General features: G+C 58.9%; 10 protein-coding genes and 1 pseudogene. 4 read left to right on the forward strand and 7 right to left on the reverse strand.

Going from position 1 to position 15146, the window contains the following annotated elements:
* The first annotated feature begins 19 nt into the window (after nucleotides 1–19).
* The 3 genes from ACP0GE_RS16940 to ACP0GE_RS16950 all read left to right on the forward strand — a co-directional run bounded on the left by ACP0GE_RS16940 (nucleotide 20) and on the right by ACP0GE_RS16950 (nucleotide 4343).
* Nucleotides 20–883 (forward strand): outer membrane protein assembly factor BamD, encoded by an 864-nt coding sequence (locus ACP0GE_RS16940; RefSeq protein ID WP_424833086.1) that lies wholly within the window; start codon nucleotides 20–22, stop codon nucleotides 881–883.
* Nucleotides 884–919: 36 nt separating this feature from the next.
* Nucleotides 920–2569 (forward strand): DNA repair protein RecN, encoded by a 1650-nt coding sequence (gene recN / locus ACP0GE_RS16945; protein WP_424833087.1) that lies wholly within the window; start codon nucleotides 920–922, stop codon nucleotides 2567–2569.
* Nucleotides 2570–2657: 88 nt separating this feature from the next.
* The gene (locus ACP0GE_RS16950; protein ID WP_424833088.1) at nucleotides 2658–4343 is read left to right on the forward strand and encodes a chloride channel protein; all 1686 of its coding nucleotides are present in this window, start codon (nucleotides 2658–2660) and stop codon (nucleotides 4341–4343) included.
* Here the strand turns inward: ACP0GE_RS16950 and ACP0GE_RS16955 are convergent.
* The 7 genes from ACP0GE_RS16955 to pepN form a co-directional block, all read right to left on the reverse strand.
* Nucleotides 4340–5710, reverse strand: coding sequence for a DUF3179 domain-containing protein (locus ACP0GE_RS16955; RefSeq protein WP_424833089.1), 1371 nt, complete (start codon nucleotides 5708–5710; stop codon nucleotides 4340–4342). The genes ACP0GE_RS16950 and ACP0GE_RS16955 overlap by 4 nt on opposite strands.
* 117 nt (nucleotides 5711–5827) lie before the next feature.
* Nucleotides 5828–6310 carry a DUF4177 domain-containing protein gene (locus ACP0GE_RS16960; RefSeq protein ID WP_424833090.1) on the reverse strand — a complete coding sequence of 161 codons (483 nt, stop codon included), beginning with the start codon at nucleotides 6308–6310 and terminating at the stop codon, nucleotides 5828–5830.
* An 80-nt stretch (nucleotides 6311–6390) separates the two neighbouring features.
* A complete protein-coding gene (gene pepT, locus ACP0GE_RS16965) occupies nucleotides 6391–7647 on the reverse strand; it encodes a peptidase T (protein WP_424833091.1) in 1257 nt (418 codons plus the stop codon).
* 91 nt (nucleotides 7648–7738) lie between these two features.
* On the reverse strand, nucleotides 7739–9250 hold the full coding sequence (gene gatB / locus ACP0GE_RS16970) for an Asp-tRNA(Asn)/Glu-tRNA(Gln) amidotransferase subunit GatB (protein ID WP_424833092.1): 1512 nt from the start codon (nucleotides 9248–9250) through the stop codon (nucleotides 7739–7741).
* 101 nt (nucleotides 9251–9351) lie between these two features.
* A complete protein-coding gene (locus tag ACP0GE_RS16975; protein WP_424833093.1) occupies nucleotides 9352–10599 on the reverse strand; it encodes a hypothetical protein in 1248 nt (415 codons plus the stop codon).
* Nucleotides 10600–10726: 127 nt separating this feature from the next.
* Nucleotides 10727–11164, reverse strand: a complete 438-nt coding sequence (locus ACP0GE_RS16980; RefSeq protein ID WP_424833094.1) for a hypothetical protein — start codon at nucleotides 11162–11164, stop codon at nucleotides 10727–10729.
* Nucleotides 11164–13716 carry an aminopeptidase N gene (pepN, locus tag ACP0GE_RS16985; RefSeq protein ID WP_424833095.1) on the reverse strand — a complete coding sequence of 851 codons (2553 nt, stop codon included), beginning with the start codon at nucleotides 13714–13716 and terminating at the stop codon, nucleotides 11164–11166. The genes ACP0GE_RS16980 and pepN overlap by 1 nt, the downstream gene beginning before the upstream one ends.
* A 197-nt stretch (nucleotides 13717–13913) precedes the next feature.
* Between pepN and ACP0GE_RS16990 the strand changes: the two are divergent.
* A pseudogene (locus ACP0GE_RS16990) lies at nucleotides 13914–15062 on the forward strand (malate synthase G); the annotation flags it as partial.
* Nucleotides 15063–15146 lie beyond the last annotated feature (84 nt).

A 15146-nucleotide genomic window follows, 5' to 3' on the forward strand; every position in this document is an offset into this window, starting at 1 on the left:
GACGACAAGGATGGGCGGAATGGTTGGCACCAAAGCGGCAGTCAGATTCGCAAGCGCGGCTCTTCTGGCAGCAGTTTTGTCAGCATGTGGCAATGGCGGCGGCCTTTTTGGTAACAAAGGTGCCGATCGTAGCCAGAACCTGGAAGGGTATACGCCCGAGCAGATTTATACGCGCGGCGAATACGAGCTGTCACAGAATCGCTCGGATGACGCTGCATGGTATTTCTCGGAAGTCGAACGCCTGTATCCTTATTCTGACTGGGCCAAACGCGCGCTGATCATGCAGGCGTTTTCGTTCCATTCGGATGGGAACTATGCCGAAAGCCGTGCTGCGGCCCAGCGATACATCGATTTCTACCCAACAGACGAAGACGCGGCCTATGCGCAGTACCTGCTGGCACTCAGCTATTATGACCAGATCGACGAGGTCGGTCGCGATCAGGGTCTGACCTTTCAAGCGCTGCAGGCGTTGCGCACAGTGATCGAGGTGTATCCGGATAGCGAATACGCGACGTCCTCGGTTTTGAAATTCGATCTGGCCTTTGACCATCTGGCCGGCAAAGAGATGGAAATTGGACGCTATTACCTGCGTCAGGACCACTTCACCGCCGCGATCAACCGCTTCCGCGTCGTGGTCGAGGATTTTCAGACCACATCGCACACGGCCGAAGCGCTCTATCGTCTGATTGAGGCGTATCTGGCGCTGGGTCTGGTGGATGAGGCACAGTCGGCCGGCGCGATTCTCGGTTACAACTACCAGTCCTCGGAATGGTATGATGATGGCTACAAGCTGCTGACGTCGCGTGGGCTGGACCTCAAGAGCCGCGGTAACAACTGGTTGTCCCAGATTTATCGCCAGACGATTAAGGGTGAGTGGTTGTAATCGCCATGGCTTTTGGCTTGGGACGCTAAAGACCCGATGCTGCGCGCCCTAGATATCCGCGACATGCTGATCATTGACCGGTTGGAACTGACCTTCCAGCCGGGCCTGAATGCTTTGACCGGCGAAACCGGGGCGGGCAAGTCGATCCTGTTGGATTCACTGGGCTTCGTTTTGGGCTGGCGTGGGCGGGCTGAACTGGTCCGTCAAGGTGCAGCGCAGGGCGAGGTCGTTGCGGAGTTTGAGCTGCCAGAGGATCATCCCGCACATGCGGTTCTGGCCGAGGCTGGTTTACCCGGTGGCGAGGAATTGATCCTGCGCCGGGTCAACACGGCCGAAGGCCGCAAGACCGCTTGGGTCAATGACCGGCGCTGTTCGGGCGAGGTGCTGCGGGCGTTGTCGGAAACCTTGATCGAATTGCATGGCCAGCATGATGATCGCGGGCTGCTGAACCCACGCGGCCATCGCGCGATGTTGGATGCTTATGCGGGGGCAGAAGAACAACTTGCTGCCGTCCGTGCCGCTTGGGGCCAGATGTCTGCCGCACGCAAAGCGCTGGCCCAGACCGAGGCAACGCTGGGCGAGATGCGCGCCGAGGAAGAATTCCTGCGCCATTCTGTGGGGGAACTGGATCAACTTGATCCGCAACCGGGTGAGGATGCCGATCTCGACGCCCGCCGCCGGATGATGCAGGGGGCCGAACGCATCCGCGATGACGTGGCCCGCGCCTTTGCGCTGCTGGGCGGCGATGGGGCAGAAGGCGCGATGGCGGATGCTGTGCGCTGGCTTGAAGGCGTGTCGAACAATGCAGGCGGCCAGTTGGAAGAGCCGATCGCTGCATTGGGTCGTGCGTTGATTGAATTGGGTGAGGCGCAGGACGGCGTGAACACTTGCCTGCAGGCGCTCGATTTCAACCCGGCAGAACTGGAACAGGCCGAAGAACGCCTGTTTGCCATTCGGGCTTTGGCCCGCAAACACGATGTGGCCCCGGACGATCTGGGTTCGTTTGCCGATACGCTGCGCGACCGGCTGAACCGGCTTGATGCGGGTGACGCCGATCTCAGTGACAAGCGCGCTGCGGTGGACACCGCGCAGGCTGCCTTTGACAGCGCCGCAACCGCGCTGAGCGCCAGTCGGCAATCGGCAGCTCAATCCCTGGACAGCGCCGTGATGGCCGAACTCGCGCCACTGAAAATGGAACGCGCCGTGTTCCGGACCGAGATCACTTCGACGGACCCCGGACCAGAAGGTATCGACGCTGTCGCCTTCACCGTCGCGACCAACCCCGGCGCGCCGTCGGGGCCTTTGAACAAAATCGCCTCGGGTGGGGAACTCAGCCGTTTCCTGCTGGCGCTCAAGGTTTGCCTGACCGGCGATGACAGCGTCCGCACCATGATCTTCGACGAAATCGATCGGGGTGTCGGTGGTGCCACGGCGGATGCGGTCGGGCGGCGGCTGGCGTCCCTTGCGCAGGGCGGGCAGGTTTTGGTCGTTACGCATTCTCCGCAAGTGGCGGCGCGTGCGGCCCATCACTGGCGGGTTCAAAAGCAGGTCAGCGACGGGCAGACCCTGTCAACGGTGACCCCCCTGGCCGAGCCGGATCGCGTTGACGAGATCGCGCGGATGGTTGCCGGCGACACCATCACCGACGAGGCGCGCGCTGCTGCTCGCGCCCTGTTGCAGGCATAGCCCGCCGCTGCCTCACAGTGTTGCTATCCCGCTTTAATATGGGCGCTCCGTGGCTTACTAAGGATCAAGACATGATCCCCGAGGGCCAATGACCCAATCGACCCGCACTGTTCTGCGCAATCAGTTCAATCAGGCCGTCGCCGCGCTTAAGGATGCATGGCGGGTTCTGCGCCATCGCGGTCCCAGTCAGATCCAGTTCTGGTTCATCGCTTTGGCCATCGGGATCGCAGCGGGGTTCATGGCGCTGGGGTTTCGCAAGGCAATCGCCGGGTTGCAGGCCTATATCTATGACACCGAAGACATCCTTTTGTTGCACAGCCATGTCGAAAGCCTGCCATGGGTGCTGATCCTTGTGACGCCGATCATAGGTGGGCTGGTCGTTGGGGTGATTTTGCACAAATTCACCGATGACGGGCGCGTGCGGTCCGTTGCGGACGTGATCGAAGGGTCGGCCCTGACCGATGGCCGGGTCGAGACAAAAGCGGGGATCGCATCGTTTTTTGCATCGTTGATTACGCTCAGCTCTGGTGGATCAACGGGACGAGAGGGACCGGTTGTACATATGGCCGGGGTAATTTCGACCTGGGTCAGCAACCGCATTCACGCTGATGGCATCACTGGCCGCGACCTTCTGGGGTGTGCCGTTGCCGCTGCTGTATCGGCCAGCTTTAACGCGCCAATAGCGGGTGCTTTGTTCGCTCTTGAAGTCGTGCTGCGCCATTTCGCGGTGCATGCGTTTGCACCCATCGTGATCGCATCGGTCGCTGGGACGGTGATCAACCGGCTGCAATATGGGGACGTGACCGAGTTTTCTCTGGATACGCCCGGGTCGCTTCAGTTTTATGTAGAGCTTCCGGCCTTTCTGATCCTGGGTCTGATCTGCGGGCTGGTTTCGCTCTTGCTGATGAGGTCGATTTTCTTTGCCGAGGATATCGGCAACCATGTCCAGAACCGCCTGTCGCTGCCGCGCTGGCTGCGCCCGGCTGTTTCGGGGGCGATGCTGGGCCTTCTGGCAATCTGGTTTCCGCATATCATCGGTGTCGGCTATGAAACCACGATACGTGCCCTGACCGGAGACCTTGTGCTGACCACTGCCATCCTGTTTGCAGTGATCAAGACGGTGGCCGTTGCCATCACAATGGGCGGGCGCATGGGCGGCGGTGTGTTTTCGCCCTCTCTGATGATCGGAGCACTGACAGGGCTTGCCTTTGGCCTGATCGCAACCGGGTTGCTGCCGGATGTCTCTGGCACCCATACGCTTTACGCCTTTGCCGGGATGGGGGCAGTGGCGGCGGCTGTGCTGGGCGCTCCGATCTCGACCACACTGATCGTTTTTGAGCTGACCGGAGACTGGCAGATCGGCCTTGCCGTGATGGTGTCGGTCTCGATGTCGACGGCACTGGCCTCGCGCCTGGTCGACAGGTCTTTCTTCCTGACACAGCTTGAACGGCGCAACGTTCATCTGGCCGCGGGGCCGCAAGCCTATCTGTTGGCGATGTTGCGGGCAGGGGCTGTCATGCGCCCGCTAGGGGGTGCGCGGTCAATCTCAAAGGACGAGGCCCAGCAGTTGATCGATCAAGGGCTTTGCGTTGCAGCCAGCGCCACACTCGAGGCTGCCATGCCCTATTTCGACCGGGCGGAAGTACCCTGCATTCCCGTTGTGGTCATCGACAAGGACGGATGCGAAGAGCCCGTTGGCGCGCTGTACCACATCGATGCGCTCAAGGCATACAACCGGGCACTGGCCGCCACTGCGGCGGAAGAACACTCCTAACCGCCATATACGCTGGCCGCGTCGCCCAGATAATTGTCCCAGGCAAACCAGTAAGAGATATGGCCGGCGACGCGCGGCAGCCTTGTGCCATCCGGCCCGACCAAGGCTTCTTCGGTCATCGTCCATTTCCGGCCTGCGTCATCCACCAACCCTCCATCCGATGCTTTGAAAGTATGGGTCGATCTCTCATAGGCCCGAACCGCGCGTTTGTCCGGATTTCCGACCAATACCAACGGTGTGCTGGCAATAGCATCATTGATCACACGTGTCCGGTTGAAGGCATCCAATGGCCAAGCGCGCGCAGCCCCAAATTGGCGCACGGCGAATATGTAATCCTTCTGACGATGCGCCGACTGGTCGACCAGGGCAGGGAACATCAGTTCGGGCGAGGCAAAATACTCCTGATACACTACCCCCGAACCATAATTGCGCCGGTGGCCAGTCCTGACAGACAGCACCTTGCTGTTCGGATGCGATGCCTTCCAGCTGTCCCATGTGGTGATCACCACCGGACGCTGTTTCAGTTCAATACCGCTGTCAACCAGAGGCCCAACGACAGGCTTGCCCGTGTATTGGTTCCACAGGGAATGCGTCTCGCGGTCGAACATCAGCTTGTTCGAGCGGTACAGAAACCCGGATGAGCCGAATATGAAAGGTTTCCGGCGCCCCGGAACATGCGTCTCGAACAGGATGCCCGATCCGCATAGCGTACAATAGGCCAGCGCCACGGGCACGCCACCGATCACCTCGTTGAACATTTCATGCCACCCCATGATACGCAGCGGGTAGGCGCGGACATCACCGTTGATCGATACGCCAAAAACCAGATCGTCACCTTTCAGATACTCGGCGTCCGAGGCGGATATCAGCGTTGGATTGTCCAGCGACGGGATGCCATCCTTCATGACCCCACCCCAAGTGATTTCCTCAAACCGGATCTTCATCCGATCTCGCTGCAGATATTGCGGGCGCAGGAACAGGTCAAAATTTGAATCGACGCCCAGCAGAACCTCTCGCTTGAACGGGATCAGCGAAGGATGTGGTACAACCTGGGGGTTTCTTTCCTGCCACAGCATCCATTCGAACCAGTCCGGACCCGTCGCTTCGCCGGTCAGGGATTGCATCACATCGACAATGTCGAATTGACGCTGCCTGCCATAACGCATTGCCGTTATCAGCGCGGAAACCACATCCGGGTCGCCACGTTGCGTCAAAAACGTCATGCCCGACTGAAATTCGCCCCTGCTGCCAAACAGCGTGGATCGAACGGCAGCCAGAACCGGATCTTCCTGTGCCCAAAGACTGTTTGGCGCGATCAGGCTGGCCGCAAGCGCTCCGGTGAATCCGCGACGTGTAAGTGGTGACATGGCATCCTCCCGATATCCCATGTCCAGCTTGCACGGTTTTGCGCTCACGTTCACACCACACCCGCGTGAGGTGTGTGAAAGGTATTTGTAGATTTCAGAGCAGCCCGAGCGGATCGATCAGTTTTTCTTCTCGGTATCGGTATCGGTATCGGTATCGGTATCGGTATCGTCGTCTGTCGGCGCGTCGTCATTCTGCTTAAGCGTCAGCGGCGGGTCTGTAACCTCGGCCGATATGGGCGCAGGCGCGGAAACAGATGTATTGTTATCCGCCATCAACTCGTCAGGCCCCGGTACGGGGCGCACCTGTTGCGGCTCTTCTTCTTTTTCTTCCTCGATCGGTGGTGGGGTTGGCTCAACCTCGACTGCAGCCAACGCACGGCGGAACACCAGAACATTGCGCCAATTCACCGCCGATCCGGTCAGGCCAGAGCGTTCTTCGCTCGGCAGCAATTCGGCGCGCTGATATTCCCAGCCATCCTGGGCCATCTGGTTCAACAATTGCTCAATCGAGTTTGCGAACCGCCCTTCGGGTGTCTTCACACCTCTGGCCTTGGTACCCTTTTGCGGAGCGGGGACAACTTTGTATTCGTAACGCTGCATCAACTGGTCCTGATTGCCATTTAGCGGCAAGGTATCATCTTAGCACGCAGGAAAAAGCGAACTTCGTGTTTTGGCGAAATTCAACCCGCACTGTTGCCGGAACCCTGCGCTGCCTTACCGACCAGAGACAGGCACAGCTCGGTCGCAAGCGCCATGTCCTGAACCGAGATCCATTCCAGCGGCCCATGAATGCACTGCATCCCTGTGAAAAGGTTCGGGGTAGGGGTGCCGAACTCGGTCAATCGCGAACCGTCGGTGCCGCCGCGAATCGGAACGGAAACGGGTTCTATCCCCAACTCACGACATGCATCGCGCGCTAGATCGACCGGAGTCATGTCCTTTTCCAGCCAATAGCGCATGTTGCGATACTGGTGCGATATCTCATGGGTGATCCGGGCGCGTGGCTCGGTGGCCTGCACGGCGGCGCAGACCTGACGAATGATTTCGCGCTGCGCCTCAAGCCCGTCCATCTCGAAAGCCCGCAGGATCAGCTTGATCTCCATCTCGGACGAGCCGCCATTCATGTCGGTTATGTGAATAAAGCCCTCGCGCCCATCGGTGACTTCGGGTGTCAGCGTGGCCTGCGGCAGAGTCTGCACGATCTTCGCCGCCAAGTGTGCGGCATTGACCATCTTTCCTTTGGCCAGTCCGGGATGGATCGAAACTCCGGTGATCCTGATCACCGCCCGGTCAGCCGAGAAGCTTTCATACTCGATCTCGCCAACCTGCTGCCCGTCCAGCGTGTAAGCGAAATCCGCCTTCAAATCTTTGGGAAGTTGCTCCGTCACCCCACGTCCGATTTCTTCGTCGGGGGTGAAGGCAATCCGGATCGGTCCGTGCGCGATCTCATTGTTTTCAATCAGATGCCGGGCCATGGTCATCAGGATTGAAATACCAGCTTTGTCATCCGCGCCCAACAGAGTTGTGCCCGAAGCAGTGATCAGATCGTTGCCGATCTTCTCGGCCAGATAGGGGTGTTCTTCCGGCGAAAGAACCAGTTCAGGATCGTCAGGAAAGGTGATCTCACCGCCGTTGTAACCCTTGATCACCCGAGGTTTGACGCCGGTCGCATTGAACTGAGGTGCCGTATCCACATGGGCCAGAAACCCGATGGTCGGCCCCGGCGCGGTGCCGGGAATGGTCGCCACCACAACGCTATCGCCTGTGATTTCCACGTCCTGTGCACCGATTTCTGTCAGCTCGTCGTGCAGCAGGTTCAATACGTCCAACTGGATTTTGCTGCTGGGGGTCGAGGCCGAGGTCTCATCGCTTTGGCTGTCGATTGCCGCGTATCGCATCAGGCGCGTTTCAAGTTCCTGATCAAATCTGTTCTGCATGGCACCTACCTCTCTGGTGCGGAAGAAAGAGCGCAAAAAGAAACGGAGTCAAGCCAATGGCCGGACTCCGCTCATTCCTGTGAAATGGGACTTACGCGCCCAGCTTTTTACTGACCAGCTCGTTGACGGCCTTCGGGTTGGCCTTGCCGCCGGTGGCTTTCATCACCTGACCGACAAACCAGCCTGCCAGTTTCGGGTTCACCTTGGCCTTTTCGACCTGCGCCGGGTTGGCGGCGATGATCTCGTCCAAAGCGGCTTCGATAGCGCCGGTATCGGTCACCTGTTTCATGCCGCGCTCTTCGACGATCTGCGCCGGATCGCCGCCTTCGGTATAGACGATCTCGAACAGGTCCTTGGCGATCTTGCCCGAGATCGCATCCGATGAAATCAGATCGATGATCCCGGCCAGTTGAGCGGGCGAGACCGGCGACTCGGTGATGTCGTGATCCTCTTTCTTCAACCGGCCAAACAGCTCGTTGATCACCCAGTTCGCAGCCAGTTTGCCGCTGCGGCCCTTGGCGACTTCTTCGAAATAAGCAGCGCTTTCGACTTCGGCGGTCAGCACCGACGCGTCATAATCGGTCAGGCCAAATTCGCTGATGAACCGCGCCTTTTTGTCGTCGGGTAGTTCGGGCAGCTTGGCTGCAATGTCATCGACCCATGCCTGTTCGATCTCCAGCGGCAGCAGGTCGGGATCTGGGAAATAGCGGTAATCATGCGCTTCTTCCTTCGACCGCATCGAGCGGGTCTCACCCTTGTCCGGGTCGTACAGGCGGGTTTCCTGATCGACCTTGCCACCCCCTTCGACGATGGCGATCTGGCGGCGGGCCTCGACCTCAATCGCCTGCTGGATGAAGCGCATCGAGTTCATGTTCTTGATCTCGCAGCGGGTACCCAGATGCGAGAAGTCCTGCGTTTCCTGGTACTTCTCATAGGCACCCGGCAAACAGATCGATACGTTCACGTCCGCCCGCAGGTTGCCGTTTTGCATGTTACCGTCGCAAGTTCCCAAATACCGCATGATCTGGCGCAGCTTGGCGATATAGGCGGCGGCCTCTTCCGGCCCGCGAATGTCGGGACGGCTGACAATCTCCATCAGGCAAACACCGGTCCGGTTCAGATCGACAAAGGACATATGCGGGTCCATGTCGTGGATCGACTTGCCCGCGTCCTGTTCCATGTGGATGCGTTCGATACGGACCATGCGCGCAGTGCCATCGCCCATTTCGACTAGCACTTCGCCTTCGCCCACGATGGGGTGATAGAGCTGGGAAATCTGGTAACCCTGCGGCAGGTCGGGATAGAAGTAATTCTTGCGGTCAAAGGCCGATTTCAGGTTGATATCCGCCTTAAGGCCCAGCCCTGTACGCACGGCCTGTTCCACACAGAACTCATTGATCACCGGCAGCATGCCCGGCATCGCGGCATCCACAAAGGCCACATTCGAATTCGGCTCGGCCCCGAATTGGGTCGACGCGCCCGAGAACAGCTTGGCGTTGGATGAGACCTGAGCGTGCACCTCCATCCCGATCACCAGTTGCCAATCGTGCTTGGTCCCGGCGATGGTTTTGGGTTTGGGCATTTCGTATGTCAGGTCGAGCATGGCGCGCCTCATTTCCGCAGAAGTCTAAGCCTGCGTATTAGGCCCGGCGCGGCCTAGGGGCAAGGGGGAATGGGGTCGTCATAGCGGACGACCTGCCCGTTTCAGGAAAACTGAAGGCCCGACGGCGTGAAAGTGATGCTCTGACCGCTGCGCAGTTCGTCCCGGAACAGGTCGGCGATGGCCTGCAACGCGTCGCGATGTCCACGGGCCGCAAACCGCTCGGCCGAGGGGATGCGGACACTGTTGTTAAACCCGTCCGCGGCGTGCGCCCAGATCAGGGGGTGCAGCTCGGTCATGTGATCGCGGATCAGCCAATCTGCGGCCGCGCGGAGTTCCGCGCGCACCAGATCGGCCGCTTCGCTGCGACCAAGGCCCTTTTGGATTGTAATCGCGCAGTAGGCAGCCAAAAGGTTGATCATCTGCTGATCAGGACGCCGGGCAACGATGTCACGCAACCCATCCAGGAAATAGTCGACATCGACCCGCGCGCAGGCCTCGGGGTCCAGGGCGATTGCGTCAAACTGCACCCAAGTATACCCGCCCGCGCCCCACACATCATGTGTCAGCGCCGCGTGACGCAGGGCTTGCAATTCAAGCTCTTGATAGCTGCCGAACCAGCGTGGCAACAGATGGCTGCCCATCGCCCGCATGTGGCGGTGGTTCTGAGGGTCCAGAGAAATCAGCGCCTCGTATTTTTTGGCGACCTGGGCGTGTCTCCGGCTTTGCCCCGCCAGCAAAGCACATTCCGCAGCCGCCACAGCAGGGCTGTCTGGTGCGGCGGCGCGGCATTTGGGCAAAAGGGCTGCAGCCCGGTCAAAATGCGCAGCACAGCGAGACCAGTGCTGTGGCTGGGCTGTCGCGTCGCGCGTAGTTCCGCGCCACGCCCAGGCCAGATCGATATGGGCCAATGCCACGACAAGACCGATCATCGGGTCATCGGGATGGTCCATAAGCTCGGTTTCCAGTTCAGAAATCCCGCACAGAAGGTCGTAATCCACAAAGGCGACGCCGTCTGCAAGCGCCTGCTCTACCGCCAACACCACGTCTGCACGGGCGCCAAAGGCTAGCAAATCCGCGATGGGTTGGCCACACGGTGCTTTTTTCCGCGCCTCATCTGCCGCGCGCATTTCATCGGAAAGCTGGGTCCAAAGATCCTGACGCGCCAGATGACGGCCGCGTTCGATCATTTGCCGACTCGTACGATCCTCTGGTCCGGGTTTGGCCACTGGAATATTGAGTTGCCCGGCGTCGTAGAAAACCGAGGCCTCATCCATAACCTGCACCTTTGGCGCGTCTGTGGGGCTTGGTGTGGAACTGCGGGCGGTCAAAGCCTTAAGGGACCGAAACATGGCAAAACTCGTACTGAACTCAATTGAAACTTGGGAAAGCTTGGCTGCAATTTAATAAAAACTCAAGGAAATGAGGTCTTATTGGGTCGAGTTCGCGAACAAAGAATGAAAGTGTTGAAAGATCGTTTCAGAAAGCTCTGAAATGGTGGCGTTCAACAGCGAAACCTGCCTGTTTCAGAACATCCTCGAATTCGCAATGGGGTGGCAGCGACTCGTCCGGAAGACGGACCCGTTTGTCGGACTGCAGAATGGCCGAAACCCGCACCGAAAAATCCCAGCGGGTGTCGAATCTGAACCGTTTGACCTCAGCCAATTTCAATTGGCCCTCTCTGCCGCCGCTGTGCCATTTGAGCGTGTCTTGCCCAAGCTCGATACCTGCGGTTGTGTCTCGCGCAACATCCATCACTGCAGGTATCGTGGTCAAAGCCAACAAGGCCATAATCCACCAGGCAGCATTCAAAACGATGACCATGCCGATCAGGACCGCGTAAATGCAGATCAAAATCACAATCGTTCGTTGAGAGCGGTTGTGGCGCGTGAATGTAAAGGCGGGATCAGCCTGCATCATGCATCCAAAATGCGCGAAACCATCTCGGTCGTGTCCCGTGACAAATCCGGAGTTTCCGCAATACGGGTCAGGTTTTCCCGCATCTGGGCTTGTCTGGAACGGTCATACCGTTTCCACGTCTGGAAGGCGCTGCACATGCGGGCCGTGGTCTGCGGATTCACCGGATCAAGGCGGATCAACCATTCAGCCAGCAACGCATAGCCCGCACCATCCTGACGGTGGAACCCGGCATGGTTCATTGCCAGCGAGCCCATGAGAGCCCGGAACCGGTTCGGGTTCTTCCAGTTGAACTCGGCATGCTTGGTCAGGTCACGCGCTATGTCTGCCGCACTGTCCGGGTGCGCCATTGAGGCCTGCAACCCGAACCACTTGTCGACCACCAGCCGGTCATGCTGCCACTGGTCGTAAAACGCCGCCAGTTCCGCCTCGCCCTTTCCGGCCCGCAAAAGGCACGCCAGCGCAGACAGTTGAAGGGTCATGTTGTCCGCTTTGGCATAATCCGCAGCCGCCTTGACCCCGCCATCCAATCGGGATGTGAGCCCGAGGGCAGCGCTGCCCAAGGCGCGCTTGCCGGATTGCTCGGCATCCGGGCTATAAGGCACATCAACCTCGGCTTCGGCATGTAGTCGCGGCAGCAGGTCTTGCATGTGTTGCGCCGTAGCTTGACGCAAGGTTTCGACTGCGGTCCAGATCGCCATCGGATCGGGCGTCTTACCCTTTTGGTGTAATGCGGTGGCCAATTCCGACTGCGTCGGCAGACCAAGCATCAGCGCGCGATAGGCCGGGTCAAGCGTCTGATCCCTTAACACGGCCAACAGCCCGTCCAGATAATCAGCATTTGGGGCTGCATCCCGCAGGATCATCCCTATCAAAGCCTCTTGTGCCAGGGATCTTCCGGCCTGCCACCGATTGAAAGGATCGGTGTCATGGGCCAGCAAGAAGGCATGCACCGCATCGGTCTGATCCTGTTCAAGGATCACAGGCGCTGAAAACTCACGCAGGATCGACGGCGTCGGCTTGGCGGCCAGGCCTGAGAAGGTAAAGCTTTGCTCAGCCTCAGTGAACTCCAGTACCTCGGTCGCGCGCACCTCATCGCCGTTATCATTCAGCAGGCCAACGGCGATCGGGATCACTTGCGGCAGTTTTTCGGATTGCCCTGGTGTCGGTTCGGTCTTTTGGTTGAGCGTCAGGGTATAGGTACCATCAACCCAGTCGTCCGAGACGAATACACGCGGTGTTCCGGATTGGCTGTACCAACGATTGAACTGGCTCAGATCGCGACCGGTAGTGTCCTCGAACACTTTCAGCCAGTCTTCGATTGTGCAGGCCTGCCCGTCATGGCGGTCGAAGTATAGATCAAGCGCCTTTGCATAGGCGTCGTCGCCGACCAGCCGTTTCAGCATCCCGATCACCTCGGCGCCCTTTTCATATACGGTTGAGGTGTAGAAGTTGTTGATTTCCTGAAAGCTTTCTGGTCGAACCGGGTGTGACAATGGCCCATTATCCTCGGGGAATTGCCGCGCGCGCAGGTCGATGGCATCGTGGATACGTTTCACCGAGGCCGAGCGCATGTCCGAGGTGAACTGAGCGTCGCGGAACACGGTCAGCCCCTCTTTCAGGCACAGCTGGAACCAGTCGCGGCAGGTGATGCGGTTGCCTGTCCAGTTGTGGAAATACTCATGCGCGATGATCGCTTCGATCCGTTCAAAGTTCATGTCGGTCGAGGTTTCAGGACTGGCCAGCACGGCGGAAGAGTTGAAAATATTCAGCCCCTTATTCTCCATCGCGCCCATGTTGAAATCGTCCACCGCGACGATGTTGAACACATCCAGATCGTATTCGCGGCCATAGACGTCTTCGTCCCATTTCATCGACTTCTTCAACGCCTCCATACCAAAGGCGCATTTGCCCTCGTCACCGGGACGGACCCAGAGGTTGAGTTCCACGTCACGTCCCGACATGGTGGTGAACTGGCCGGGGTGGGCGATCAGGTCGCCCGCGACCAGCGCAAACAGATAAGCGGGTTTGGGCCATGGATCGGTCCATTCTGCCCAGCCGTCACCTTTGTCCGAGGGGTTGCCGTTGGACAGCAGCACCGGCAAGTCGCCATTGATCCGCACCGTGAAGGTGGACATCACGTCCGGGCGGTCGGGATAATAAGTGATCTTGCGGAACCCCTCGGCCTCGCATTGGGTGCAATACATGCCGTTGGACATGTAAAGACCTTCCAGCGCGGTGTTGTTTCCGGGGTCGATTTCTACTTCTGCCTCCCAGACAAACGGCACGTTAGGAGCGTCGGCGGTCAGACCTTTGTCGGTGACATCCGGGGCAATATCGACGCCGTCGATGGTTGCGCTAATCAGGGTCAAGTCTTCGCCATGCAGAAAGAAGGTCGGATCACTGGCGTTGGGATTGGGGCGGAAGGCAATTCGGGACGTGACGCGGGTGGCGTGGTCGGCCAGATCAAAGGTCAGATGCACGCTGTCCACCAGATAGCCAAAGGGCGTGTAGTCTTTCAGATAGATCGTGGTCGGGGCAGCGTCGCGCATCGGGGGCCTCGTATGAGTTATCTCTGGCGCGACGTTATGGGCTATGTCGCGGCCCTGCAAGCCGAGTAGTCCGCGTGGTGACGCCATGTTTCAGTGCGCGCGGTGCAATACGAAGATCAAGACATGTTGCCTATCGGAAACTTCCGGCCTAATTGAGGCGTGTATACCTTGGCGTACAAATGCGGGAGATATCGAGGATGAGCAGCAGGGAAAACCGGAACGGTTTGCAAATTGCCGTCGAGCTGGCGGATTTCGTTGAAAGCCGGGCTCTGCCGGGAACGGATGTTTCCCCTGATACCTTCTGGTCCGGCCTGTCTCGTATGGTTGCTGAACTGGGGCCCAAAAACAAAGCGTTGCTTGATAAGCGGGCTGAAGTTCAAGCGCGTATTGACGGGTGGCACCTGGCCAACAAAGGTCAATCCCATGACGCCGATGCCTATCAGGAATTTCTACGCGAGATCGGGTATCTGGTTGAGGAAGGCGAGGCGTTCCAGATCGAAACCGCCAATGTCGACCCCGAGATCGCAATGACGCCCGGCCCGCAGCTGGTGGTGCCGATCAACAACGCCCGGTTTGCACTGAACGCGGCCAATGCGCGTTGGGGCAGCTTGTATGATGCGCTTTATGGCACTGATGCGATGGGTGATCTGCCTCCAAAGGGTGGGTATAGCTCAGAGCGCGGCGCGCAGGTGATTGCGTGGGCCAAAGCGTTCCTGGACGATGCCGTGCCGTTGGCAGACGGGTCGTGGGCTGACATCACCGGCCTGAGTATCGACGGTGGTGCGCTGGTTCCGGCCTTGGCCGATCCTGCCGCGTTTGTCGGTTTTGGCGGTGCTGCGGACAAGCCGGACTTTATTCTGCTGAAGAACAATGGTCTGCACGTGCAGATCGTGATCGACCCGGGCAGCACCATCGGTGCGTCTGATCCGGCGGGTATCGCGGATATCCGTTTGGAGTCTGCTTTGTCTACGATCATGGACTGCGAGGACTCGGTGGCTTGCGTCGACGCTGTTGACAAAGTCGTGGCCTATGGCAACTGGCTGGGCCTGATGAAAGGCGACCTGACCGAAGAGGTCACCAAGGGCGGCAAAACCTTTACCCGCAAACTGGCGGATGACCTGCGCTACACCAACGCCGGCGGTGAACCGTCGACGCTGAAAGGTCGTTCGTTGATGTTGGTGCGCAATGTCGGCCACCTGATGACAAACCCAGCCGTTCTGGATGGTGAGGGCAATGAGATCGGTGAGGGACTGATGGACGCGCTGTGCACGACGCTGATCGCGATGCACGATCTCAAGCGCGAAGGCGGCAATTCGGTCGAAGGGTCGGTCTACGTGGTGAAACCCAACCCAGGTTCAGCAAATTTGACATACACGGCTCCATAAGGTCATGATACAAAACGATTTTATTTTCGGAAAAGCCCGATATGG

Source organism: Ruegeria sp. (assembly GCF_965243365.1).
GTDB lineage: Bacteria > Pseudomonadota > Alphaproteobacteria > Rhodobacterales > Rhodobacteraceae > Ruegeria.

What these genes read in the sequence shown, in the direction of transcription:
- ACP0GE_RS16940 (WP_424833086.1), top strand. Translation starts at nt 20, where the DNA reads ATGGTTGGCACCAAAGCGGCAGTCAGATTCGCAAGCGCGGCTCTTCTG.
- recN (WP_424833087.1), top strand. Translation starts at nt 920, where the DNA reads ATGCTGCGCGCCCTAGATATCCGCGACATGCTGATCATTGACCGGTTG.
- ACP0GE_RS16950 (WP_424833088.1), top strand. Translation starts at nt 2,658, where the DNA reads ATGACCCAATCGACCCGCACTGTTCTGCGCAATCAGTTCAATCAGGCC.
- ACP0GE_RS16955 (WP_424833089.1), bottom strand. Translation starts at nt 5,710, where the DNA reads ATGTCACCACTTACACGTCGCGGATTCACCGGAGCGCTTGCGGCCAGC.
- ACP0GE_RS16960 (WP_424833090.1), bottom strand. Translation starts at nt 6,310, where the DNA reads ATGCAGCGTTACGAATACAAAGTTGTCCCCGCTCCGCAAAAGGGTACC.
- pepT (WP_424833091.1), bottom strand. Translation starts at nt 7,647, where the DNA reads ATGCAGAACAGATTTGATCAGGAACTTGAAACGCGCCTGATGCGATAC.
- gatB (WP_424833092.1), bottom strand. Translation starts at nt 9,250, where the DNA reads ATGCTCGACCTGACATACGAAATGCCCAAACCCAAAACCATCGCCGGG.
- ACP0GE_RS16975 (WP_424833093.1), bottom strand. Translation starts at nt 10,599, where the DNA reads ATGTTTCGGTCCCTTAAGGCTTTGACCGCCCGCAGTTCCACACCAAGC.
- ACP0GE_RS16980 (WP_424833094.1), bottom strand. Translation starts at nt 11,164, where the DNA reads ATGCAGGCTGATCCCGCCTTTACATTCACGCGCCACAACCGCTCTCAA.
- pepN (WP_424833095.1), bottom strand. Translation starts at nt 13,716, where the DNA reads ATGCGCGACGCTGCCCCGACCACGATCTATCTGAAAGACTACACGCCC.